The sequence below is a fragment of the Salmonella enterica subsp. arizonae genome, from assembly GCF_008692845.1.
Lineage (GTDB): Bacteria > Pseudomonadota > Gammaproteobacteria > Enterobacterales > Enterobacteriaceae > Salmonella > Salmonella arizonae.
In genome coordinates this window covers 217619-240085 of sequence record NZ_VXJW01000006.1, presented here as the reverse complement: position 1 = coordinate 240085, position 22467 = coordinate 217619, and the positions used below count along the sequence as shown (strand labels likewise).

At 54.1% G+C, this 22467-nt stretch carries 22 protein-coding genes and 2 pseudogenes; 11 read left to right on the top strand and 13 right to left on the bottom strand.

Translation table 11 applies throughout. The features are described from left to right. Position 1: 1 nt before the first annotated feature. The 4 genes from livG to livK are packed head-to-tail and all read right to left on the bottom strand — an operon-like array spanning position 2 to position 4136. Positions 2 to 769, bottom strand: coding sequence for a high-affinity branched-chain amino acid ABC transporter ATP-binding protein LivG (livG, locus tag F4V61_RS13575; RefSeq protein ID WP_079781279.1), 768 nt, complete (start codon positions 767 to 769; stop codon positions 2 to 4). Further along, a complete protein-coding gene (livM, locus tag F4V61_RS13570; protein WP_080160971.1) occupies positions 766 to 2043 on the bottom strand; it encodes a branched chain amino acid ABC transporter permease LivM in 1278 nt (425 codons plus the stop codon). Before livM ends, livG begins: the two co-directional genes overlap by 4 nt. After that, positions 2040 to 2966 (bottom strand): high-affinity branched-chain amino acid ABC transporter permease LivH, encoded by a 927-nt coding sequence (livH, locus tag F4V61_RS13565; protein WP_080152397.1) that lies wholly within the window; start codon positions 2964 to 2966, stop codon positions 2040 to 2042. The genes livM and livH overlap by 4 nt, the downstream gene beginning before the upstream one ends. Before the next feature lie 60 nt (positions 2967 to 3026). Continuing rightward, positions 3027 to 4136, bottom strand: coding sequence for a high-affinity branched-chain amino acid ABC transporter substrate-binding protein LivK (livK, locus tag F4V61_RS13560; protein ID WP_000822982.1), 1110 nt, complete (start codon positions 4134 to 4136; stop codon positions 3027 to 3029). 422 nt (positions 4137 to 4558) lie between these two features. On the opposite strand from livK, the gene panM reads away from it, so the two are divergent. Then, positions 4559 to 4942 carry an aspartate 1-decarboxylase autocleavage activator PanM gene (gene panM, locus F4V61_RS13555; protein ID WP_000778869.1) on the top strand — a complete coding sequence of 128 codons (384 nt, stop codon included), beginning with the start codon at positions 4559 to 4561 and terminating at the stop codon, positions 4940 to 4942. A gap of 91 nt (positions 4943 to 5033) precedes the next feature. On the opposite strand, the gene F4V61_RS13550 is transcribed toward panM, so the two are convergent. From F4V61_RS13550 to ftsY, 5 genes are all read right to left on the bottom strand, one after another. Beyond that, on the bottom strand, positions 5034 to 6137 hold the full coding sequence (locus tag F4V61_RS13550; RefSeq protein ID WP_141029329.1) for a branched-chain amino acid ABC transporter substrate-binding protein: 1104 nt from the start codon (positions 6135 to 6137) through the stop codon (positions 5034 to 5036). 259 nt (positions 6138 to 6396) lie between these two features. After that, complete coding sequence (gene rpoH / locus F4V61_RS13545) at positions 6397 to 7251, bottom strand: RNA polymerase sigma factor RpoH (RefSeq protein WP_000159619.1); 855 nt, start codon at positions 7249 to 7251, stop codon at positions 6397 to 6399. A 245-nt stretch (positions 7252 to 7496) separates the two neighbouring features. After that, complete coding sequence (gene ftsX, locus F4V61_RS13540) at positions 7497 to 8555, bottom strand: permease-like cell division protein FtsX (RefSeq protein ID WP_038397453.1); 1059 nt, start codon at positions 8553 to 8555, stop codon at positions 7497 to 7499. After that, positions 8548 to 9216 carry a cell division ATP-binding protein FtsE gene (ftsE, locus tag F4V61_RS13535; protein WP_000617715.1) on the bottom strand — a complete coding sequence of 223 codons (669 nt, stop codon included), beginning with the start codon at positions 9214 to 9216 and terminating at the stop codon, positions 8548 to 8550. Before ftsE ends, ftsX begins: the two co-directional genes overlap by 8 nt. 2 nt (positions 9217 to 9218) lie before the next feature. Further along, on the bottom strand, positions 9219 to 10682 hold the full coding sequence (gene ftsY / locus F4V61_RS13530) for a signal recognition particle-docking protein FtsY (protein ID WP_001040603.1): 1464 nt from the start codon (positions 10680 to 10682) through the stop codon (positions 9219 to 9221). A 148-nt stretch (positions 10683 to 10830) separates the two neighbouring features. Here ftsY and rsmD point away from each other — a divergent pair, with 148 nt between their 5' ends. Next, positions 10831 to 11427 (top strand): 16S rRNA (guanine(966)-N(2))-methyltransferase, encoded by a 597-nt coding sequence (gene rsmD / locus F4V61_RS13525; protein WP_000753480.1) that lies wholly within the window; start codon positions 10831 to 10833, stop codon positions 11425 to 11427. Then, positions 11417 to 11686: a DUF1145 family protein gene (locus F4V61_RS13520; protein ID WP_000906761.1), complete on the top strand. Its 270-nt coding sequence runs from the start codon at positions 11417 to 11419 to the stop codon at positions 11684 to 11686. Before rsmD ends, F4V61_RS13520 begins: the two co-directional genes overlap by 11 nt. Before the next feature lie 21 nt (positions 11687 to 11707). Here the strand turns inward: F4V61_RS13520 and F4V61_RS13515 are convergent, their stop codons facing one another. Beyond that, positions 11708 to 12079 (bottom strand): DUF2500 domain-containing protein, encoded by a 372-nt coding sequence (locus tag F4V61_RS13515; RefSeq protein WP_000042866.1) that lies wholly within the window; start codon positions 12077 to 12079, stop codon positions 11708 to 11710. Positions 12080 to 12220: 141 nt separating this feature from the next. On the opposite strand from F4V61_RS13515, the gene F4V61_RS13510 reads away from it, so the two are divergent. From F4V61_RS13510 to tcp, 3 genes are all read left to right on the top strand, one after another. Then, entirely contained in the window at positions 12221 to 12847 is a 627-nt protein-coding gene (locus tag F4V61_RS13510; protein ID WP_080160969.1) for a lysoplasmalogenase, read from the top strand. Positions 12848 to 12927: 80 nt separating this feature from the next. After that, complete coding sequence (gene zntA, locus F4V61_RS13505; protein WP_080160968.1) at positions 12928 to 15126, top strand: Zn(II)/Cd(II)/Pb(II) translocating P-type ATPase ZntA; 2199 nt, start codon at positions 12928 to 12930, stop codon at positions 15124 to 15126. 195 nt (positions 15127 to 15321) lie between these two features. Further along, the gene (gene tcp, locus F4V61_RS13500; RefSeq protein WP_038397449.1) at positions 15322 to 16965 is read left to right on the top strand and encodes a methyl-accepting chemotaxis citrate transducer; all 1644 of its coding nucleotides are present in this window, start codon (positions 15322 to 15324) and stop codon (positions 16963 to 16965) included. 23 nt (positions 16966 to 16988) lie between these two features. Here the strand turns inward: tcp and tusA are convergent, their stop codons facing one another. Further along, complete coding sequence (gene tusA / locus F4V61_RS13495; RefSeq protein ID WP_038397893.1) at positions 16989 to 17234, bottom strand: sulfurtransferase TusA; 246 nt, start codon at positions 17232 to 17234, stop codon at positions 16989 to 16991. Between the two features lie 169 nt (positions 17235 to 17403). Between tusA and F4V61_RS13490 the strand changes: the two genes are divergently transcribed. Then, the gene (locus F4V61_RS13490; RefSeq protein ID WP_024132095.1) at positions 17404 to 18069 is read left to right on the top strand and encodes a 7-cyano-7-deazaguanine/7-aminomethyl-7-deazaguanine transporter; all 666 of its coding nucleotides are present in this window, start codon (positions 17404 to 17406) and stop codon (positions 18067 to 18069) included. 72 nt (positions 18070 to 18141) lie between these two features. Next, positions 18142 to 18699 carry a DcrB family lipoprotein gene (locus F4V61_RS13485; RefSeq protein WP_058819698.1) on the top strand — a complete coding sequence of 186 codons (558 nt, stop codon included), beginning with the start codon at positions 18142 to 18144 and terminating at the stop codon, positions 18697 to 18699. Between the two features lie 2 nt (positions 18700 to 18701). Here F4V61_RS13485 and F4V61_RS13480 read toward each other — a convergent pair. Further along, a pseudogene (locus F4V61_RS13480) lies at positions 18702 to 19924 on the bottom strand (MFS transporter). An 88-nt stretch (positions 19925 to 20012) separates the two neighbouring features. Here F4V61_RS13480 and F4V61_RS13475 point away from each other — a divergent pair. The 3 genes from F4V61_RS13475 (at position 20013) to nikR (ending at position 22184) form a co-directional block, all read left to right on the top strand. After that, complete coding sequence (locus tag F4V61_RS13475) at positions 20013 to 21062, top strand: AI-2E family transporter (RefSeq protein ID WP_080160967.1); 1050 nt, start codon at positions 20013 to 20015, stop codon at positions 21060 to 21062. Between the two features lie 51 nt (positions 21063 to 21113). Then, positions 21114 to 21692, top strand: a complete 579-nt coding sequence (acpT, locus tag F4V61_RS13470) for a 4'-phosphopantetheinyl transferase AcpT (RefSeq protein ID WP_000285801.1) — start codon at positions 21114 to 21116, stop codon at positions 21690 to 21692. 90 nt (positions 21693 to 21782) lie between these two features. After that, positions 21783 to 22184, top strand: coding sequence for a nickel-responsive transcriptional regulator NikR (gene nikR / locus F4V61_RS13465; protein WP_012210843.1), 402 nt, complete (start codon positions 21783 to 21785; stop codon positions 22182 to 22184). Positions 22185 to 22264: 80 nt separating this feature from the next. Here the strand turns inward: nikR and F4V61_RS13460 are convergent. Beyond that, positions 22265 to 22465, bottom strand: a pseudogene (locus tag F4V61_RS13460) (hypothetical protein); the annotation flags it as partial. Positions 22466 to 22467: the final 2 nt, after the last annotated feature.

The following is a 22467-nucleotide window of genomic DNA, read 5'->3' as shown; positions in this document are numbered from 1 at the left end:
TTTATGCCTCACCCAGATAAGCGCGGATGACATCCGGATGGTTACGGATCTCTTCCGGCGTGCCATTCGCCAGCGGCGTACCCTGATTCACCACGTAAATGCGATCGGAAATGCCCATCACCAGCTTCATATCGTGTTCAATCAGCAAGATAGTGGTGTTGTGATGATTACGTAGTTCGGCAATCAGCTCATCCAGCTCTTTGGTCTCTTTCGGGTTAAGACCAGCCGCCGGTTCGTCGAGCATCAGAATTTCTGGCTGCGTCACCATGCAGCGGGCAATCTCCAGCCGGCGCTGGTCGCCGTAGGCCAGATTACTGGCCTGGCGGTTGGCATGTTCCAGCAGGCCAATACGCTCAAGCCAGGTCGCCGCGCGGTCCAGCGCTTCACTTTGCGCGCGGCGGAAAGCGGGCGTTTTCAACAGGCCGGAAAAGAGGCCCGTTTTCAGTTGCTGGTGCTGCGCCACCAACAGGTTTTCAATCACCGTCATTTCGCGAAACAGACGCACATGCTGGAAAGTGCGTACCACGCCCATGCGGGCGATCTGCTGGCCCGGCAACCTTTCCAGATGCCGCTCGCGCAACGTGATCGTGCCGCCTGTCGGCTTATAAAAACCGGTCAGGCAGTTAAACACCGTCGTTTTACCCGCGCCGTTAGGGCCAATCAGCGACACAATTTCCCGCTCACGTAATGCCAGCGATACATTGTTGACCGCCAGCAAACCGCCAAAGCGCATCATCAGCCCGTTAACCGTTAATAATGGCTGACTCATGCCTGCTCTCCTTTCGCCTGACCGTTTTTCAGCTTCAGTTGCGGACGCGTCATTGGCAGAAGCCCCTGCGGGCGCCAGATCATCATCAACACCATCAAACCGCCGAGCATCAACATGCTGTATTCGTTGAAGTCGCGCATCAATTCGCGCGACACCACCAGCAGAACCGCCGCCAGAATCACCGCGAACTGCGAGCCCATCCCACCCAGCACCACAATCGCCAGCACAAAGGCCGATTCGGCGAAGGTGAAGGATTCCGGACTGACAAAGCCCTGGCGGGCGGCAAACAACGTGCCGGCGAAACCAGCAAACGCGGCGCTAATAGTGAAAGCGGTCAGCTTGATGCGCGTTGGGCTGAGGCCCAGAGAACGACAGGCGATCTCATCTTCACGCAGCGCCTCCCACGCACGCCCCAGCGGCATCCGCAGCAGGCGATTAATGACAAACAGCGACAATACCACCAGCAGCAAGGCCACCAGATAAAGGAAGATTACCCGGTCGGACGGGTCGTACTTCACGCCAAAGAAATTGCTGAAGGTATCCCAGCCGCCTTCACGGGCGCTACGGCTAAACTCCAGACCGAACAGCGTCGGTTTAGGTATCTGGCTAATGCCGTTAGGACCGCCGGTCACTTCGGTGTTGTTGAGCAGCAGAATACGGACGATTTCACCGAAGCCAAGCGTCACAATCGCCAGATAGTCGCCGCGCAGGCGCAGTACCGGGAAACCAAGCAAGAAACCCGCCTCTGCCGCTGCCAGTCCCGCCAGCGGCAGACAGGTCCAGAAGCCTAAACCGTAATAGTGGTTGAGCAGCGCAAAGGTGTAGGCGCCGATGGCGTAAAAGCCGCCGTAGCCCAATACCAACAGGCCGGAAAGCCCTACTACCACGTTCAACCCCAGACCAAGGATGATATAAATCATGGTCAGGGTGGCGATATCCACGCTACCGCGCGACACCATAAACGGCCACGCCACGGCGATAATCAGCAGCGCTATCAAAAACAGCTTTTGTTTTAAGGTAGAGCCATCGATCGCCGGCAGAATAAATTTCGGTCCGGAAACGTTCTTCAGTGCTTTCTGGAACATCGGGCGCAGCAACTGAAAGAAGAAGACCACAGCCGTGCCGATAAAGATCCACTGCCAGCGGATGTCGGCGGCGGTATCCACCACCAGTTTAGTGCCGTCCAGTTCAAGCTGTACGCCCATGAAAACGCCAGCCAGAACGAAAAACATCACGGCAGAGAACAGTGCCATCGCAATATGCATCGGTTTCATACTTTCTCTACCTCCGGACGACCCAGGATACCGGTCGGCATGACCAGCAGTACCAGAATCAGCAGAGCGAACGACACCACATCTTTATATTCGGTACTCAAATACGCAGATGAGAGCGCTTCGGCCACGCCCAAAATCAGACCGCCGATCATCGCGCCCGGAATGCTGCCGATACCGCCCAGCACCGCCGCGGTGAACGCTTTCATCCCGGCCATAAAGCCGATGTAGGGGTTAATCACGCCGTAAAATTGTCCGAGCAGAACGCCCGCTACCGCCGCCATTGCCGCGCCGATAACAAACGTCAGCGCAATAACGCGGTCAGTATTAATGCCGAGCAGACTTGCCATTTTCAGATCCTCCGCGCAAGCGCGACAGGCACGGCCCATTCGGGAGTAGCGAATGAAAATGGTCAGCGCCAGCATAGCCAGAAAGGTGACTATCCAGATAACCGCCTGCATGGTCGTAATGGACGCGGAAAAGTTTTCGCTGCTGCCCACCATCCACTGGCCGTTAAACAGGCTGGGCAACGCCACGTCACGCGAGCCTTCCGTCAGGCTGACGTAGTTTTGCAGAAAGATGGACATCCCGATGGCGGAAATCAGGGCAATCAGACGCTTGGAATTGCGCACGGGCCGGTAAGCGACTCGCTCGATACTCCAGCCGTAGGCGCTGGCAATAATAATCGCGCCGATAAATCCGGCGGTCACCAGTAGCCAACTGGTGTCGATTCCCATCATCATTAGCGCGGCGATGATCATAAAAGAAACGTAGCTGCCTATCATATACACCTCGCCGTGAGCGAAGTTGATCATGCCGATAATGCCGTACACCATCGTATAACCGATAGCAATTAGCGCGTAGGTGCTTCCCAGCGTGACGCCGTTAAACATCTGCTGCAAGAAATAGAGAAACTGCTCGGACATAAGGTAACCTTTTTCTACCCGCCCGCTTTGCACGGGCGGAGGGATAACGTGTCTTATGGCTTATTTCGCAGGGGTGGATGACCCATCCGCGTGCCACTGGAAGACGCCAAACTCAAATCCCTTCAAATCGCCTTTTTCGTCCCATTTCAGCGGCCCGATGACGGTATCAGCCCCGTTAGCTTTAAGATCTTTCACCAGATCCAGCGGAACATGGCTGGCGCTGCGATCCATCGCTGTCGCCAGTGACTGCACGGCGGCATAAGTGATCCATACATACGGACCGCTGGGATCTTTCTTGTCGGCTTTCAGCGCCTCAACAATTGCTTTATTCGCCGGGTCCTGGTCATAGCGTTTTGGCATCGTCACCAACATGCCTTCCGCCGCACTGCCCGCAATATTGGACAGCGACGCGTTACCCACGCCTTCCGGCCCCATAAATTGCGTTTTCAGACCATTCGCCCGCGCCTGACGCAGCATCTGTCCCATTTCCGGGTAGTAGCCGCCGTAATAGACAAAGTCGATATTCTCTTTTTGCAAGCGGGCAATCAGGGCGGAGAAATCTTTTTCGCCAGCGGTAATACCATCAAAAAAGACAATATTGGCATTGCCCTGTTTCAGGCCATCCTGCACGGAGCGCGCCAGCCCCTCGCCGTATTGTTGTTTATCGTGAATGATAGCGATGCGCTGCGGTTTCACCGTTTCCAGGATATATTTCGCAGCCGTCGGCCCCTGGGAGGAGTCCAGACCAGCGGTACGCATAATGTACTGATAGCCGCGCTGGGTCAGTTCCGGGTTAGTTGCCCCTGGAGAGATCATCAGAATGCCTTCGTCTTCGTAAATATCCGACGCTGGCTGTGTGGAGGAAGAACATAAGTGACCAATAACGTACTGAATGCCGTCGTTAACGATTTTGTTGGCCACCGCCACCGCCTGTTTCGGATCGCAGGCATCATCGTATTCCACGCCGACCAGCTTATCGCCCTTAATACCGCCTTTGGCGTTGATATCTTTAATAGCCTGACGCGCGCCGTTAAATTCCATATCGCCCCATTGCGCTACCGGGCCGGACATCGCCCCGACTACGGCGACTTTAATATCGTCTGCCATTGCCCCCTGCGTGACCGCTAATGCAACAATCCCTGCGATTATCGTTTTCGCTTTCCGTTTCATGTGCCTGTATCCCCATTCGTGATGTTATATGTTTTGTTTTTTTGCTGGTTAAAAAGCAGACTGTACTTTTTATAAATGGTGCGCTTTTTACTGACTCATTAATGAGTTAGCGCAGCATTTAAAGCATAATAAGATTAAAATCTCTATTTTTCAGTCTATTAAGAAAAGATAATATTCTGCTTTTCGCTATAGATAAACAAAAAAAAGCACGTTTGTCAGCATAAAATAACGGCACATTAAGCGGAATAATTCACTAGCATTCAGGGAATTATGCTGCCTGTTTTTCATTTTCTAATCTTTCAAACTGTAGTTATCGTTGTTAAAAAATTAATAACCTGGTAAATGACACAAAAAAGAGAAAGCATCTGGCCTGCCTATTTCGGTACACTGATCGCATCTTTTGAAATCGGGACAAGCCGTCGATGAAGCTGACTATCCTTCGTTTAGAACACTTTAGCGCTCAGGATCAGATCGATCTGGGCAAAATCTGGCCGGAATATTCCGCCTCCTCATTAAGCGTAGATGAAACGCACCGGATTTATGCCGCGCGGTTTAACGAGCGTTTGTTGGGCGCCGTAAGAGTGACGCTGAGCGGAACGCAGGGCGCGCTAGATTCCTTACGCGTGCGTGACGTGACGCGTCGTCGCGGCGTCGGACAATATCTGGTAGAAGAAGTCATCCGCGATAATCCCAACGTCTCGTCCTGGTGGATGGCGGATGTCGGTGTTGAAGACCGTGGCGTTATGGCGGCGTTTATGCAGGCGTTAGGCTTTACTGCCCAGCATGACGGCTGGGAGAAGCGCTAAAAAAGCCGGATGGCGGCTATGCCTTACCCGGTCTGCAGAATGCGTAGTGCAGGCCGGATAAACGCCGTTCACAGCGCCATCCGGCAAACCACTATTTAGTGTCGGTCGCCGTCCCGTTCGCATGCCAGGTAAATACGCCGAACTCAAAGCCTTTCAGATCGCCTTTCTCATCCCACGACAGCGGTCCCATTACGGTGTCGACCGTGGCGCCTTTCAGGTATTTGGCGATTTCCGCCGGATCGTCAGACTGATTCAGACCCGCCTGCAATGATTGCAACGCCGCATAGGTTGTCCAGACAAACGCGCCGCTAGGATCTTGTTTCTTCGCTTTGATGGCATCCACAATCGGCTTATTCGCGGGGACCTGATCGTAGTTCTTCGGTTTGGTGACCAGCATTCCTTCCGCAGACTCTCCGGCGATGTTAGACAGCGAGACATTCGCCACCCCTTCCGGCCCCATAAACTGGGTTTTCAGCCCTGCGGCGCGGGACTGGCGCAGGATCTGTCCCATTTCCGGGTGATAACCGCCGTAGTAGACAAAGTCGATATTCTCTTTTTTCAGACGTGCCATCAGAGTAGAGAAATCTTTTTCTCCGGCGGTGATGCCGTCAAAGAATACGACGTTAGCGCCGCCTTTCTTCAGACCATCCTGCACCGCGCGCGCCAGCCCCTCGCCGTACTGCTGTTTATCGTGGATAATGGCGATACGCTGCGGTTTCATCGTCTCCAGAATATACTTTGCCGCCGTTGGCCCCTGGTCAGAGTCCAGACCGGTAGTACGCAGGATCAAGTTATAGCCGCGCGCGGTCAGCTCCGGCGCGGTCGCCGCTGGGGTTATCATCAAAATGCCTTCGTCTTCGTAGATGTCAGACGCCGGCTGTGTGGAAGAGGAGCACAAGTGACCGATAACATACTTGATGCCGTCGTTCACCACTTTGTTCGCCACTGCAACCGCCTGCTTCGGGTCACAGGCGTCGTCATATTTTACCGCGACCAGTTTATCGCCTTTAATACCGCCTTTCGCATTGATATCCGCAATTGCCTGTTCCGCACCGGTAAACTCCTGGTCGCCATACTGCGCCACCGGACCGGACATCGCGCCGACAACCGCGACTTTAATGTCGTCTGCGAATGCCATATGGCTTAACGACAGGGCGATACATCCTGCCAATAACGTTTTACCCTTCATATTCATCCTGATAATCCCCATTATTCTGGTTGTTACGTGTGTTGTGATGTTATTGTTCAGCACTTTATTTCGATTATTGGCCTACCGCTCGTGCTTTAGCAGCATACTCTGCTAAAACATACCCGATTTTGATAGTTTTTGAATAGTTAATTTGACAATTGAATAACAATTTAATGACAGGGAGAGCGAACTCAGGCGGGAGGGGATGACAAAAACAAAAAACCCCGGATTTACATCCAGGGTTTTACGGGTCGCGAAGGGGAAGTTACGCTTCGATCGCGGCGCGAAGCTTTTTCATGGCGTTCTTTTCAAGCTGGCGCACACGCTCAGCGGAGACGCCGTAACGATCGGCCAGCTCCTGCAACGTAGACTTATTGTCTTCGTCCAGCCAGCGAGCGCGGATAATATCCTGGCTACGCTCGTCGAGCCCCTGCATCGCGTCGGTCAGTCGGTTGGCGGCCTGCTCTTCCCAGTTATCGTCTTCAATGCCGTCGGCAAAGTTAGACGATTTATCCTGCAGATACAGCACCGGCGCCATTGGCTGGCTGTCGGACTCATCGTCCGAAGACATGTCAAACGTCATGTCCTGCGCCGCCATACGCGACTCCATCTCACGCACGTCTTTACTGGAAACACCCAGTTCGCGCGCCACCATTTCGACCTCATCCTGATTAAACCAGCCCAAACGCTGCTTGGCTTTACGCAGATTAAAGAACAGCTTACGCTGCGCTTTCGTGGTTGCGACTTTAACGATACGCCAGTTACGCAGCACATATTCGTGAATTTCTGCTTTAATCCAGTGTACGGCGAAGGAGACCAGACGCACGCCTACTTCCGGGTTGAAACGGCGCACGGCTTTCATCAGGCCGATGTTGCCTTCCTGGATCAAATCCGCCTGCGGCAGGCCATAGCCCGCATAGTTACGAGCAATATGAACAACAAAGCGCAGGTGAGACAGGATCAGCGTTTTAGCTGCTTCCAGATCGCCCTGGTAATGCAGCCTTTCAGCCAATGCCCGCTCCTCGTCAGCCGATAACATCGGCCACGCGTTCGCTGCCCGGATATAAGACTCCAGGTTGCCAACAGGGGCTAAAGCTAAATTTTGCATTTCTTTGGTCATTCAAATCCTCTCAATCAGTATTGCCTGGCACCGTCAGCGAGCAACAACTGTGCCAAAGCCTATGAGCAACGAGAATATCATCCACTCTTTTATCAGACAGTGATTTTATCCACAAGTTCAATGTAACACTGTGCATAATTTGCACAAATAATGTGACATTAAGATGAAGCGCGGGTAAGAGACAACTGAGACTCTTTCCCTGCAAACGGAAGCCCATTGCAGGGAAAGATTATACCACGCTTTCATCAATCGGGAGTAAAGTGACGTAAATGTTGCACCGTGGCCAGCCAGGCGGCGATCCAGCCGATCATGGAGCAGACCAGCAACAACAACAGACACTCATCGAACGATAGACCATTGAGATCAAACTTCGTGCCGAATACCTGCGCCACTTCAGTCACTGCCGACGATAAGCGCATCACCAAAATTTCAGATAATATCAGTGAAAGAAACGCGCCGGAAAAACCGAGCAACGCACCGCCGTAGAGGAACGGACGCAGGATAAAACCATCGGTCGCGCCAATCAACTTTTGCACGTTAATGGTATCGCGTCGGGCAAAAATGCTCAGGCGCACACTGTTGCCGATAACGAGGAAGACCGCCGCTACCATCAGCACGCCGATCATCGCCGACACGCGGCCCACCAGCCCGGTGAGCGCCGCCAGGCGCGCAAACCAGCTATCATCCATTCGGACTTCGTCAATGCCGTTAATTTGCGAGATGCGGTCGCGCAGCGTATTAAGCGAGGCGGTACTCTGGAAGTCCAGCTTAGGGATCACTACCGCCACTGCTGGCAGCGGGTTCTCTTCCAGCATGTCCAGCGCGCCGCCAAAGCCAGACCAGTTGCGAAATTCTCCCAGGGCGTCCTCGCGGGACAGATAATTGACCTTCTCAACGCCCTGCTCGGCCTGAAGCTGTCCAACGACCCGCGCCGCCGCGTCATCATCCAGCGTTTTTTGCAGATAAACGGTGATCTGCGGCGACGGATAATACTGAGTCGCCGCCTGATTGACATTCTTATAGACCATATAGCAGACGCTTGGCAGCGTCAGGGAGATGGCGATCACCATCACCGTCAGGAACGTCGCCAGCGGTTTACTTTTCAGATCTTGCAGCGCGCCATGCCAGGCATAGCGCACCTGTTCATTAAAGACGTTCGTTTTACGTGAGTTCGGTTTCGGCGTCGGCTTCTGGCGTCTTGGCGCATGGCGTCCGCCGTCGCCCGTTCCGCCGCCCGGCTTACGCAGACGATCCAGCCGTCCGCCGAACTGCCTGATTTGGTTAATCGCGTCGCGCCTATTCATTGACCAGGCCTCCATGCAGATGTCCATCGCTCAGGATGAGCTGCCGATATGAACGACGGGAGATAAGTCCAATATCGTGCGTCGCCATCAGTACTGTCACACCTACGCGGTTAAACTCTTCAAATAGACGTAAAATTCCTTCCGACAGCGCGTCATCCAAGTTCCCGGTCGGTTCATCCGCCAGCAATACCGCAGGCTTATTGACCACCGCGCGGGCGATGCCCACGCGCTGTTGTTCGCCCCCGGAGAGTTGAATCGGGAAGTTTCTCGCTTTGTCCAACAGCCCAACCTTATCCAGCGCCGCCGACACGCGACGACGGATATCATCGCCGCTGGCGCCGGCAATGATTAAAGGTATCGCCACATTGTCATAGACTGTGCGATCCATCAGCAGATGGTGATCCTGAAAAATCATCCCAATCTGGCGGCGCAAAAACGGCACTTCGCGGTTTTTCAGGCGGGTAATATCATGCCCGCTGAAGAAGATTTTGCCGGCGCTGGGCCGCTCAATCCCACAGATAAGCTTCAGCAGGGTACTTTTCCCCGCGCCAGAGTGGCCGGTCAGAAACGCCATCTCGCCAGGCTGCATATGGAATGTGACTCCCTGCAGCGCTTGTCTCCCACCGAGATAGGCCTTGCTGACATGTTCAAAGCGAATCATTGTTAATCCTCTCGGGCAAAAAGTGCCTCAATAAAATCGTCCGCCTTAAACGGACGCAAATCCTCGATACGTTCGCCCACGCCAATGTAACGGATAGGAATGCCAAACTGATCGGCCACCGAGAAGATCACCCCGCCTTTCGCCGTACCGTCCAGCTTGGTCAGGGTAATACCGGTTAAGCCCACCGCTTCATGGAACAGTTTGGCCTGACTTACCGCGTTCTGCCCGGTGCTGGCGTCAATGGTCAGCATAACCTCATGCGGCGCCTCTTCGTCCAGCTTTTTCATGACGCGAACGATTTTTTTCAACTCTTCCATCAGGTGCGATTTGTTCTGCAAACGTCCTGCCGTGTCGGCAATCAACACATCCACATTACGCGCCTTCGCGGCCTGGATAGCGTCAAAAATCACCGAGGCGGAGTCCGCGCCGGTATGCTGGGCGATAACCGGAATATTGTTGCGCTGTCCCCAAACCTGTAGCTGTTCGACAGCCGCCGCGCGGAAAGTATCCCCCGCCGCCAGCATCACTGATTTACCCTGCTGCTCAAACTGACGCGCCAGTTTACCGATAGTGGTGGTTTTACCCACGCCGTTCACGCCAACCATCAGAATAACAAAAGGCGTTTTACCTTCAATAGTAAGCGGTTCGTCTACCTTCGCCAGAATCTCGCCCATCTCGTCTTTCAGCAAGCCATACAGCGCCTCAGCATCTTTAAGCTGTTTGCGGCTGGCGCCTTCCGTCAGGTTAGCGATAATTTTACGCGTGGTTTCCACGCCGACATCAGCGATGAGCAACTGCTCTTCCAGCTCCTCGAATAAATCATCGTCGATTTTCTTACCGCGGAACAGGCTGATAAATCCGGAACCGAGATTTTCTTTTGTTTTCAGCAGGCTGCGTTTCAGACGGGCAAAGAAACCTTCTTTAGTCGGTTTTTCTTGCTCCTGTGCGATCGCTTCCACCGGCGTTTCTTCTTCCGCCACAGGAACGACCATCACCGCGTCTTCCGTCGCCTGGGCTGCCAGCGCCTGCGCTTCCAGCTCTTCGTCGGTAAATTTCGCAGCTTTTTCGCCCTCTTCTTCCACCGCTTCAATAACTTCTACGGTTTCCGCTTCGGCCTGCCACTCTTGCGGCGAAATCGTTTCGACCTGCGCCTCTTCTACCGCTTGCTGAGACACGTCTTCCGGCAACGGTAGTTCTTCACGCTCAATGGCCGCCGCGACAACGGTCGGTTCTGGCTGCGAAGGCTGCTTTTCGCTTTCGGCAACCTGTTCCGTCACGTCCACGACTTCAGCGGCAAATGCCTCGGACTCCGCCTCGGTATGCGTTTTGGGCGCGTGAACCGCTGCCGCTTCCTCCACAACCGATTGTTTATCTTCGTTTTTTACTTCTGTCTCGTTTTCTGGTGCCTGCTCTTTTTGACCAAAGCCCAGCCAGGAAAAAAAGCCACGTTTTTTCTCTTTTGCCATTTGCGACCACACTCCCCGCTGTTGCTTCATGGCACAGCGTCAACGCTATGTACATAGCAGCTAAAAAAATGATGAAATAGTCTATCACTTAACTTAATTTACATCACCGCCTGGAATGACATGTAACGGGCGGTTTGAGCAATTACTAATGAAAAAAACAAATCACTCAGGCAGCGGCCAAATCCGCATTATTGGCGGGCAATGGCGTGGCCGTAAACTCCCGGTTCCGGACAGTCCCGGTCTGCGCCCTACCACCGACCGGGTGCGAGAAACGCTGTTTAACTGGCTGGCTCCCGTAATGGTAGATGCTCGCTGCCTGGATTGCTTCGCCGGCAGCGGCGCGCTGGGGCTGGAAGCCCTGTCTCGCTACGCCGCCGACGCCACCCTGCTGGAGATGGATCGCGCGGTTTCACAGCAGCTACAAAAGAACCTTGCTACGCTCAAGGCAGCCAATGCCCGCGTGGTCAACGCCAATACGTTGGCTTTCCTGGCGCAACCGGGAACGCCGCATCACGTCGTCTTTGTCGACCCGCCGTTTCGTAAAGGGTTACTGGAAGAGACGCTACAATTGCTGGAAACCAAAGGATGGCTGGCCGACGACGCGCTCATCTATGTAGAAAGCGAGGTGGAAAACGGTCTGCCGCCCGTTCCGGCGAACTGGGCATTATACCGTGAAAAGGTGGCCGGGCAGGTCGCCTATCGTCTGTATCAGCGCGACGCGCAAGGAGAAAATGATGCTGATTAATCTGGGGCGCTTGTTAATGCTCTTCGTTTGGGCGTTTTTGATTCTTAATCTGGTGCAACCCTTCCCGCGCCCGCTGAACATCTTCGTCAACGTGGCGTTGGTGTTTATGGCGCTGATGCACGGTATGCAGTTAGCGCTGCTGAAATCAACGATACCAAAAGATGGCCCGCAGATGACGACGGGAGAGAAAATCCGCATTTTCCTGTTCGGCGTGTTTGAATTGCTGGTCTGGCAGAAGAAGTTTAAGGCCCAAAAATAACGTTTGTTGCCGGATGGCGGCTTATCCGTTATCCGGACTACGGACAACAAACTCGACGAACCGCGTGCCCTTATAGCTCAGCGTTCCTTTATCCCCTACCGTTAAAGCATGATATTGCTGCGCGTCGAGGCGAAAAGTCATTTCCAGACCGCCGCTTTGCGGTTTAAAACTGACCTCATAGCGCATACTGACGCCCGCTGGCGTGACTTCCTGCTGACGCGAACGCCTGTCATTAACCGGCTTTTCCCGTTTATTGCTTACTACAACCTGTTTTTGCCGTAACGGCGCCGCATCATTAGCGGCTTTTTCTCGTCGTTGCTGAACGAAGCGAAACGACGCAGCAACCACGATTAATGCAATGATTACAATGAAGAAAAGTGGTGGTTTACTCATAATGTTAACCTGTCGGAAAATACGGAAATAAGCATACCCTGCCCGTTATGGTGTTGTCATCTGACCGTCACGGCCTCTACACTGAATAATAGAGCCGCAAGCATACCGTTTGCGAAAGAATAACGAATTCAAGGAATTAAGATGCTTTGGTCGTTTATCGCTGTCTGCCTGTCCGCATGGCTGTATGTGGACGCCTCCTATCGCGGGCCAGCCTGGCAACGCTGGGTTTTTAAGCCCGTCACATTATTACTGTTACTGTTACTGGCCTGGCAAGCGCCGATGTTCGACGCCATCAGCTACCTTGTGCTGGCCGGTCTGTGCGCCTCGCTGATCGGCGATGCGTTAACGCTCTTGCCGCGTCAACGCCTGCTGTACGCCGTCGGAGCATTTTTCTTATCGCATCTGCTCTACACCATTTACTTTGCCAGCCAGATGACGTTGTCGTTCTTCTGGCCGCTACCACTGGTGTTACTGATCGTCGGCGCGTTACTTATCGCCGTTATCTGGACGCGGCTGGAGGAGCTGCGCTGGCCGGTAGGCACTTTTATCGCCATGACGCTGGTCATGGTCTGGCTGGCGGGCGAACTGTGGTTCTTCCGCCCAACAGCGCCAGCCCTTTCGGCCTTTACCGGCGCGACGCTGTTGTTCATCGGCAATATCGTCTGGCTGGGTAGCCACTATCGTCGCCGTTTCCGGGCGGATAACGCGATTGCTGCCGCCTGCTACTTTGCCGGACACTTCCTGATCGTTCGCTCGCTGTACCTTTAAATAATAGTGCTTGACTCTGGAGTCCACTCCAGAGTGTATCCTCCGGTTAATGAGAAAATTATCATCAACCGGAGGACGTTATGTCGACCCCTGATGCCGATGGCAAAAAAGTCCCACCCTTTTCATCTTTCAGATTAGCCCCGGCTACACAGAAGGCCGATAGCTGTTGCTGTGAAGAACATTGCATAACCAGCGCGCCTGTTTCTACTGCCGTGGTGGGCACGCGCTATATCTGGAAAATCGCAGGTATGGACTGCGCCGCCTGCGCCCGAAAAGTGGAGAATGCGGTACGCCAAATCCGCGGCGTCAACCAGGCGCAAGTGCTGTTCGCCACCGAAAAATTAGTGGTCGATGCCGACGTCGACCTCCGCGCGCAAATTGAACGCGCTGTACAGAAAGCAGGTTATACCTTGCATAGCGAAGATTCACGCGACGCAGCGCCTGAATCTCGCCTTAAAGAGAACCTGCCGCTTATTACGCTGATCATTATGATAGCGATAAGCTGGGGGCTGGAGCAATTTAACCACCCGTTCGGCCAACTGGCCTTTATCGCCACCACCCTGGTCGGCCTGTATCCTATTGCCCGCCAGGTGCTGCGGCTGATGAAAAGCGGCAGTTGGTTCGCTATTGAAACGCTAATGAGCGTCGCCGCCATTGGCGCGCTGTTTATTGGCGCGACGGCGGAGGCGGCAATGGTATTGCTGCTGTTCCTCATCGGCGAACGCCTGGAAGGATGGGCTGCCAGCCGTGCCCGTAAAGGCGTCAGCGCGTTAATGGCGCTTAAACCGGAAACGGCTACCCGCCTGCGCCACGACGTGCGGGAAGAGGTCGCTATTAATACCCTGCGACCGGGCGATATTATCGAAGTCGCCGCCGGGGGGCGTTTACCCGCCGACGGTAAACTGGTCTCCGGTTTCGCCAGCTTTGATGAAAGCGCGCTCACCGGCGAGTCTATCCCTGTGGAGCGCGCAACGGGCGACAAAGTCCCGGCAGGCGCGACCAGCGTTGACCGTCTCGTCACCCTGGAGGTGCTATCTGAACCTGGCGCCAGCGCGATTGACCGTATCCTGAGGCTGATTGAAGAGGCGGAAGAGCGCCGTGCGCCCATTGAGCGGTTTATTGACCGTTTCAGCCGCATCTATACGCCAGTCATTATGGTCATCGCTCTGCTGGTGACGCTTATTCCGCCGCTGATGTTCGATGGCGGCTGGCAGGAGTGGATTTATAAAGGGCTGACGCTGCTGCTAATCGGTTGCCCGTGCGCGCTGGTGATCTCCACGCCCGCGGCCATTACCTCCGGGCTGGCGGCGGCGGCACGGCGCGGCGCATTGATTAAAGGCGGCGCAGCGCTGGAGCAACTGGGCCGTATCACGCAGGTCGCCTTTGATAAAACCGGTACGTTGACCATCGGTAAACCACGGGTGACGGCGATTCATCCGGCAAGCGGCGTCGGCGACGCTGAACTGTTGGCGCTGGCGGCAGCCGTAGAGCAAGGCGCTACGCACCCGTTGGCGCAGGCTATCGTCCGCGAAGCGCAGACACGCGATCTCGCGATCCCGACGGCGGAATCTCAGCGAACGCTGGCTGGCACCGGGATTGAGGCGCAGGTTAACGGCGAACGTATTCTGATTTGCGCGGCAGGAAAGCAGCCTGCGGCGGCGTTTGCCGGGCAAATTAGCGAGCTGGAAAACGCCGGGCAGACGGTGGTTATGGTGCTGCGTAATGAAACTGTTCTTGGCATACTTGCCCTCCAGGATACACTGCGTGACGATGCGCGCGACGCCATCCGCGACCTGCATCAGTTAGGCGTTAACGGCGTGATTCTGACCGGCGATAACCCGCGGGCGGCGGCCGCGATTGCCGGCGAGCTGGATCTGGCGTTTAACGCCGGGCTACTGCCGGAAGATAAGGTGCGGGCAGTCACCGCCCTTAACCAACAAGCGCCGCTGGCAATGGTGGGCGACGGCATTAACGATGCGCCCGCGATGAAAGCCGCCAGTATCGGAATTGCGATGGGCAGCGGTACTGACGTCGCGCTGGAAACGGCTGACGCCGCCCTTACTCATAACCGTCTGCGCGGGTTAGCGCAGATGATTACGCTGGCGCGCGCTACCCACGCGAATATCCGGCAGAACATCACCATTGCGCTGGGGCTGAAAGCCATTTTCCTGGTGACGACGCTACTTGGTTTTACCGGGCTATGGCTGGCAATCCTGGCGGATACGGGAGCCACGGTATTGGTGACCGCCAACGCGCTACGTTTGCTGCGTAAAAAATAATCTTCTCCCGCCCGGCGGCATCGTAGCCGCCGGGTTCTTCCCCGCAGTATTTCTTCCTTTTCGCATATTATTCACGCAAAAATTTTTTATTACTTATCAAATAATTAATCACAAATAAGGTGATTTGATGTAAGGTTAATTTTTATCCAACCGATATTGATCATACCGTCTACAAAATAAGGAATGTTAGGCACTATGAAAAATATCAAAGTCATCACCGGCGTTATTACGACGCTGGGCATATTTAGCGCCTTATTGCTGGTAACAGGAATACTGTTTTATTCCACCGTCAGCAGCGATCGGCTGAATTTTCAGAATGCGAGCGCATTAAGTTATCAACAACAGGAACTGGGCGGCAGTTTTCAGACATTGGTTAAAACCCGCGTCACCATTAACCGCGTGGCGATACGCATGTTAAAAAATCAGCGCGATCCCGCCTCGCTGGACGCCATGAACACTCTGTTAACCAACGCTGGCGTGTCACTAAACGACGCGGAAAAACATTTCAACAATTACGCAAACTCCGAAGCGATCGCGGGCAAAGATCCGGCGTTAGATGCCCAGGCGGAAGCCAGCTTTAAGCAGATGTATGACGTTTTGCAGCAGTCTATCCGCTATCTCAAAGCCGATAATTACGCCGCCTACGGCAACCTTGACGCCCAAAAAGCGCAGGATGACATGGAGCAGGTATATAAACAGTGGCTCTCTCAAAATACGCAATTAATAAAATTAGCTGGCGATCAGAATCAGAGCAGCTTTACCCAGATGCAATGGACGCTGGGGATTATCTTACTTATCGTGCTCGTCGTGCTGGCGTTTATCTGGCAGGGACTTCAGCGCGTTCTACTACGCCCGCTGCAACGGATTATGGCGCACATCCAGACTATCGCCGACGGCGATCTTACCCATGAGATAGAGGCCGAAGGACGCAGCGAAATGGGCCAGTTGGCCGCCGGTCTCAAAACGATGCAGCAGTCGTTAATCCGTACCGTCAGCGCGGTGCGTGATAACGCGGACTCTATCTATACCGGCGCAGGCGAAATTTCCGCAGGCAGCAGCGATCTCTCTTCCCGTACTGAACAACAGGCCTCGGCGCTGGAGGAGACCGCCGCCAGCATGGAACAATTAACCGCCACGGTACGGCAAAATACCGATAACGCCCGACAGGCGACCGGCCTTGCGAAAACCGCATCAGAAACCGCACGTAAAGGAGGACGCGTGGTGGATAACGTCGTGAACACCATGACCGATATCGCCGAAAGTTCGGAAAAAATTGTGGACATCACCAGTGTGATTGACGGTATCGCCTTCCAGACCAATATCCTGGCGCTGAACGCTGCGGTAGAAGCCGCCCGCGCTGGCGAACAGGGACGAGGATTCGCGGTTGTGGCCGGAGAGGTACGCACTCTGGCCAGCCGTAGCGCGCAGGCCGCCAAAGAAATTAAGGTGTTGATTGAAAACTCCGTGTCGCGCATTGATACCGGCTCTACACAGGCACGCGAAGCTGGGGAGACCATGAAAGAGATCGTCACCGCCGTGACCCGCGTGACCGATATTATGGGCGAAATCGCCTCTGCCTCCGATGAGCAAAGCAAAGGCATAGAACAAGTGGCGCAGGCGATATCGGAAATGGATAGCGTGACGCAACAAAACGCCTCGCTGGTAGAGGAATCCGCGGCGGCGGCGGCGGCGCTGGAAGATCAGGCTAACGAACTTCGTCAGGCGGTCGCCGCGTTCCACATCCAAAAACAGCCGCGTCGTGAGGCATCACCGACGCCGTTAAGCAAGGGCTTAACGCCGCAACCCGCCGCAGAACAGGCGAATTGGGAAAACTTCTAATCAGAATGAGATCTGCCGTGCGGTTAATGCGCTTTACGCAATAAATAGCGGTACGGCAGCCCCTCCGTCTCTTGCGCCAGCAGCTCGTGTTCCATAAAGGTACAGAACCCCGGAATGTCGCGCGTCGTCGCCGGATCGTCGGCGATAATTAACAATGTTTCGCCAGTTTGCATGTTGCGCACAGTTTTGCGCACCATCATTACCGGTTCAGGACAACGCAGCCCCAGGGCGTCAAGCGTATGGTCAGGGGAGAAAAACAGATCGCTCATCTTCGTCTCAATCGTAAAAAAACGGCGGTATTTTACGCCCATCTTCGTCAGTAAGCCAGGCAGGTTAACGATTGCGTGAAAATTAGCCATTGCAATGCCCGCGCAAAACAGTATTATGCGGCGGTTCTTTATTGGGTTCCCTCACCCCATCCAACAAAAAGGTCACAATATGACTCCGTTTACACAATCACAACGCATAAAAGCGTTGTTCTGGCTATCGCTATTCCATTTACTGGTGATCATTTCCAGTAACTATCTGGTGCAACTCCCCATCACTATTTTTGGTTTCCACACCACCTGGGGTGCCTTTAGCTTTCCTTTTATTTTTCTCGCCACCGATCTCACCGTGCGTATTTTTGGCGCACCGCTGGCGCGCCGCATTATCTTCGCAGTCATGATCCCGGCGCTGCTGGTGTCGTATGTGGTGTCATCGCTGTTCTATACGGGCGCCTGGCAAGGTTTCGCCGCGTTGGCGAACTTTAATTTGTTTGTCGCCCGTATCGCCGCCGCCAGCTTTATGGCCTATGCGCTGGGACAGATCCTGGATGTTCATGTGTTTAACCGTCTGCGTCAAAACCGTCGCTGGTGGCTGGCGCCGACCGCCTCAACATTGTTTGGCAACATCAGCGATACCCTTGCCTTTTTCTTTATTGCATTCTGGCGAAGCCCTGATGCCTTTATGGCCGAACACTGGATGGAAATTGCGCTGGTAGATTACTGCTTCAAGGTACTCATCAGCATTATTTTCTTCCTGCCGATGTACGGTGTTTTACTGAATATGTTGCTGAAAAAGTTGGCAGATAAATCTGAAATCTCCGCATTACAGCCAAGTTAAAGGTTCGGTTTCCGAGTTGTGATAAGATGAGCGAATGAGCCGTTATGGCCGTTTATCGAAAGGAAAAAGTCAATGCGCAATTTGGTTAAATATGCCGGTATTGGCCTGCTGGTTATGGGGCTCGCGGCCTGTGATAACAACGATACAAAAGCGCCGGCAGAAGGCGCCGCCGCAGAAAGTCAGGCCTCCGGGCAGCCTGTCAGCCTGATGCAGGGCAAACTCAGCTTCTCACTGCCGGCGGATATGACTGACCAGAGCGGTAAGTTGGGCACCCAGGCCAATAACATGCACGTTTATTCTGACCCAACGGGGCAGAAAGCGGTGATTGTCATCGTCGGCGATGATACCAATGAAGCGTTGTCGGTGCTGGCGAATCGCCTGCTTGAGCAACAGCGTAGCCGCGACCCGCAACTTCAGGTAGTCACCAATAAGTCTATTGAACTCAAAGGCCATACGTTGCAACAACTGGATAGCATTATCTCCGCGAAAGGCCAGACGGCGTATTCCTCCATCGTGCTGGGCAAAGTGGATAACCAATTGCTGACGATTCAGGTCACGTTGCCTGCGGACGATCAGCAAAAAGCGCAAACGACGGCTGAAAACATCATCAATACGTTAGTTATCAAGTAACCTTAAGACGATGATGCGCCCTCCGGCAGTGCAGACGGAGTCCGTTTTTTTAAGCGCCAGGTAAGCAATAGCGCCATCACTACCAGCCCGACCGCCGCCAGATAGATTACCGGCACGCCCGCCCAGGTCATCACCAGCCCTGCCAGCGGTCCGGTAATCCCCAAAGATATATCCATAAACACGGTATGGGTCGCCAGCGCCGCGCCCTGGTTATGCGGCGGCACCGCTTTGCGCCACCACGCCCTGCGCCGGAAAGACCAGCGAAAACCCCATACCAGTTATCAAAACGCCGATTTTCGCCATCCACGGCATGACTGCCGTCCCAACCAGTAACAGACCAATGATCTCCCAAAGCAATCATCGCTACATTCAATACGCCTAAGATATTGATACTTTTAAGAAAAGGCAAACGCGCGCCAACAAATGCGACGCTAAATAACGTGAGCGCAAAGGCGGCGCCATCCCAGCCTTTAGCATCATAAAATAAGGCAATAAACGTCGCGATGACGCCAAACCCTGCCGACGCCAGCGCCAGGGCCATACCATACAACCAGACGCGTCCCAGCACCGCGCGAAACGACAGCGGGTTGCCTTTGTTCGTCTTCACCGATGGGCGCGGAAGCGCCAACAACGCTACACCCATCACCGTTAGCGCCAGTCCCTGTAACCCGCCCCAGGCAAAACACAGCACGCCAAGCGGCGCGCCCATCGCCATTGCGCCGTAGGTGACGATACCGTTCCAGGAGATGACCCGACTACGCCGACGCCCCATAATGTCGAACCGGTGCCGGCAAAACTTTGCCCAATCCCCAAAATCACGCGACCAAGACCCAGTAACAATAAACTGATCATGGGCATGGCGCTGACGATACCCGCCAGCAGATAGCCGAGGCCGCTTAAAAAACAGCCGAATAAGCCAAAGACAACGATTTTTTTCGGTCCTAATACATCTGCATACCGCCCGGCATGAGGACGGCTTAACAGAGTAGCGAAGTATTGCAGGCTGATAATAAGCCCCGCCCAGAATGCGCTGAATCCCATCGTATCATGCGCATAGCCGGGCAAGACGGCGAGCGGCAGGCCGATAGTCAGATAGCAGGGCAAAGTTAAACATCACAATGGAGACAATACGCAGATTGAGGCGCAATCCATTTAGCGCCGGTTCAGCGACAGGTTCGGGCATGAGAATCGCCGCACTTTTACAACATGTTTTCATTTCTATCATGGTGCGTAGTGAAAATCAGTAGTGAGTTTCAGATTATCGGTATCAGGTCAGCCGCTACACTTAGAAAAAACACAACAAGGAAAACTTCATGACAACCGCTCAGTCCGACAAAACGGGTATGCATATTCTGCTGAAACTGGCATCCCTGGTCGTCATTCTCGCAGGGATTCATGCCGCGGCGGATACTATTGTACAACTCTTACTGGCGCTCTTTTTCGCCATCGTCCTTAATCCATTAGTGACTTGGTTTATTCGCCGGGGCATGAAACGCCCGCTGGCTATTACTATCGTGGTGGTCGTCATGCTGATCGTGCTTACCGCGCTGGTGGGCGTGCTTGCCGCATCGCTTAATGAATTTATCGCCATGCTGCCTAAATACAGCAAGGAGTTGACGCGCAGGGTCTTACATCTTCAGGAATTAATGCCCTTCCTGAATTTACATATGTCGCCGGAGCGTATGCTTCGCGGGATGGATTCCGATAAAATTATGCTCTTTACCACGACATTAATGACCGGCGTGTCGGGTGCGATGGCAAGCATTGTGCTGCTGGTGATGACCGTGGTTTTTATGCTGTTTGAGGTGCGACACGTGCCTTATAAGTTACGCTTCGCACTTAACAATCCACAAATCCATATTGCCGGTCTACACCGCGCCCTGAAAGGCGTCTCGCACTATTTGGCCCTAAAAACGCTGCTCAGTCTGTGGACGGGCGCGATTATCTGGCTGGGGCTGGCGTTAATGGATATTCAGTTTGCGCTAATGTGGGGCGTACTGGCCTTTTTGCTTAATTACGTTCCTAATATCGGCTCGGTGATTTCCGCCGTTCCGCCAATGATTCAGGCGTTGTTATTTAACGGATTTTACGAATGCGTACTGGTCGGCGCGCTCTTTTTGGTAGTTCATATGGTGATTGGCAACATTATGGAGCCACGCATGATGGGACATCGTCTGGGAATGTCCACGTTGGTGGTATTTCTCTCGTTGCTGGTCTGGGGATGGCTGTTAGGCCCGGTCGGTATGCTCCTATCCGTTCCGTTGACCAGCGTCTGCAAAATCTGGATGGAAACCACTAAAGGCGGCAGCAAACTGGCTATCTTACTGGGGCCGGGCCGACCGAAAAGCCGTTTACCGGGATGAGGCGACAGATGCTACAATCTCCCCTTCTTAATATGCAACGTTGGCCCTGATATGTACCGGATCGTTCTGGGAAAAGTCTCCACATTAAGCACAGGTCAGTTACCCGACGCGTTAATCGCTCAGGCGCCGCAGGGCGTTCGCCGGGCAAGCTGGCTGGCCGGGCGCGTGCTGCTTTCCCGTGCGCTCTCGCCGCTACCGGAAATAGTTTATGGCGAGCAAGGTAAACCGGCTTTTTCCACCGGAACGCCATTGTGGTTTAACCTCAGCCATAGCGGCGACAATATTGCTCTGTTACTCAGCGATGAAGGTGAAGTCGGCTGCGATATTGAAGTGATCCGTCCGCGCGATAACTGGCGATCGCTGGCAAATGCAGTATTCAGCCTCGGCGAGCACGCTGAAATGGAAGCGGAACGTCCGGAGCGGCAACTGGCGGCATTCTGGCGTATCTGGACGCGTAAAGAAGCCATCGTAAAACAACGCGGCGGCAGCGCCTGGCAAGTCGTCAGCGTGGACAGCACATTGCCCTCTGCGTTGTCGGTCAGTCAGTGTCAGCTCGATACGCTCAGCCTGGCGGTTTGCACCCCAACGCCGTTTACGCTGACTTCGCTGACGATAACGGAAGTGCAATGACACATTAATTTTCCCTCTGACACCGGACGTGTGTTACAAAATGCGGAGCCTCCCATGCGCCGACGCGCCATACCAAAAGGTTTAAGTCAGATGCAACGTGTCACCATCACCCTCGATGACGATTTACTGGAAACGCTGGACAGCCTGAGCCAGCGACGCGGCTATAATAACCGCTCCGAGGCGATCCGCGATATTCTGCGCGGCGCTCTGGCGCAGGAGGCCACCCAGGAACACGGTACTTACGGTTTTGCGGTACTCTCGTATGTTTATGAACATGAGAAACGGGATTTAGCCAGCCGTATCGTCTCCACTCAACATCATCATCATGAGTTATCCGTCGCCACGCTACATGTCCATATCAACCACGATGACTGTCTGGAGATTGCCGTCCTGAAGGGCGACATGGGCGACGTACAGCATTTTGCCGATGATGTTATCGCCCAGCGAGGCGTGCGCCATGGCCACTTGCAGTGTTTGCCGAAAGAAGATTAACGCCCCTGCGCCTTGCCGGAGGCGCTTCGCTTGCCCGGTCTACGCCCGCACGCTGATAGGCCGGATAAGACGGCGACATGTTATGCCATCGTCCCAATCGTTTTTCTGAAGCGTAATAGCGCTATCAGGAAGAACACGCCGCCTATCGCTAACAGAATCAGGAACTGCGGCTAAGCGATATTAAAACCTGCGCCGCGGTAAAGGAGGGTTGGGCAAGGCTGACAAAATGCGTCGTCGGTATGCACCGCCTGCGGGATACTTTCGCGCGGCGTGGAATCGCCGT

Bases quoted from the DNA above. Each gene is read 5' to 3' on its own strand.
- F4V61_RS13550 (WP_141029329.1), bottom strand. From the start codon at position 6,137: ATGAATATGAAGGGTAAAACGTTATTGGCAGGATGTATCGCCCTGTCG.
- panM (WP_000778869.1), top strand. From the start codon at position 4,559: ATGAAGCTGACTATCCTTCGTTTAGAACACTTTAGCGCTCAGGATCAG.
- tcp (WP_038397449.1), top strand. From the start codon at position 15,322: ATGAAAAATATCAAAGTCATCACCGGCGTTATTACGACGCTGGGCATA.
- livK (WP_000822982.1), bottom strand. From the start codon at position 4,136: ATGAAACGGAAAGCGAAAACGATAATCGCAGGGATTGTTGCATTAGCG.
- ftsX (WP_038397453.1), bottom strand. From the start codon at position 8,555: ATGAATAGGCGCGACGCGATTAACCAAATCAGGCAGTTCGGCGGACGG.
- F4V61_RS13515 (WP_000042866.1), bottom strand. From the start codon at position 12,079: ATGAGTAAACCACCACTTTTCTTCATTGTAATCATTGCATTAATCGTG.
- livM (WP_080160971.1), bottom strand. From the start codon at position 2,043: ATGAAACCGATGCATATTGCGATGGCACTGTTCTCTGCCGTGATGTTT.
- nikR (WP_012210843.1), top strand. From the start codon at position 21,783: ATGCAACGTGTCACCATCACCCTCGATGACGATTTACTGGAAACGCTG.
- F4V61_RS13485 (WP_058819698.1), top strand. From the start codon at position 18,142: ATGCGCAATTTGGTTAAATATGCCGGTATTGGCCTGCTGGTTATGGGG.
- rpoH (WP_000159619.1), bottom strand. From the start codon at position 7,251: ATGACCAAAGAAATGCAAAATTTAGCTTTAGCCCCTGTTGGCAACCTG.
- tusA (WP_038397893.1), bottom strand. From the start codon at position 17,234: ATGAGCGATCTGTTTTTCTCCCCTGACCATACGCTTGACGCCCTGGGG.
- livH (WP_080152397.1), bottom strand. From the start codon at position 2,966: ATGTCCGAGCAGTTTCTCTATTTCTTGCAGCAGATGTTTAACGGCGTC.
- acpT (WP_000285801.1), top strand. From the start codon at position 21,114: ATGTACCGGATCGTTCTGGGAAAAGTCTCCACATTAAGCACAGGTCAG.
- F4V61_RS13520 (WP_000906761.1), top strand. From the start codon at position 11,417: ATGCTGATTAATCTGGGGCGCTTGTTAATGCTCTTCGTTTGGGCGTTT.
- F4V61_RS13490 (WP_024132095.1), top strand. From the start codon at position 17,404: ATGACTCCGTTTACACAATCACAACGCATAAAAGCGTTGTTCTGGCTA.
- F4V61_RS13475 (WP_080160967.1), top strand. From the start codon at position 20,013: ATGACAACCGCTCAGTCCGACAAAACGGGTATGCATATTCTGCTGAAA.
- zntA (WP_080160968.1), top strand. From the start codon at position 12,928: ATGTCGACCCCTGATGCCGATGGCAAAAAAGTCCCACCCTTTTCATCT.
- ftsY (WP_001040603.1), bottom strand. From the start codon at position 10,682: ATGGCAAAAGAGAAAAAACGTGGCTTTTTTTCCTGGCTGGGCTTTGGT.
- livG (WP_079781279.1), bottom strand. From the start codon at position 769: ATGAGTCAGCCATTATTAACGGTTAACGGGCTGATGATGCGCTTTGGC.
- F4V61_RS13510 (WP_080160969.1), top strand. From the start codon at position 12,221: ATGCTTTGGTCGTTTATCGCTGTCTGCCTGTCCGCATGGCTGTATGTG.
- ftsE (WP_000617715.1), bottom strand. From the start codon at position 9,216: ATGATTCGCTTTGAACATGTCAGCAAGGCCTATCTCGGTGGGAGACAA.
- rsmD (WP_000753480.1), top strand. From the start codon at position 10,831: ATGAAAAAAACAAATCACTCAGGCAGCGGCCAAATCCGCATTATTGGC.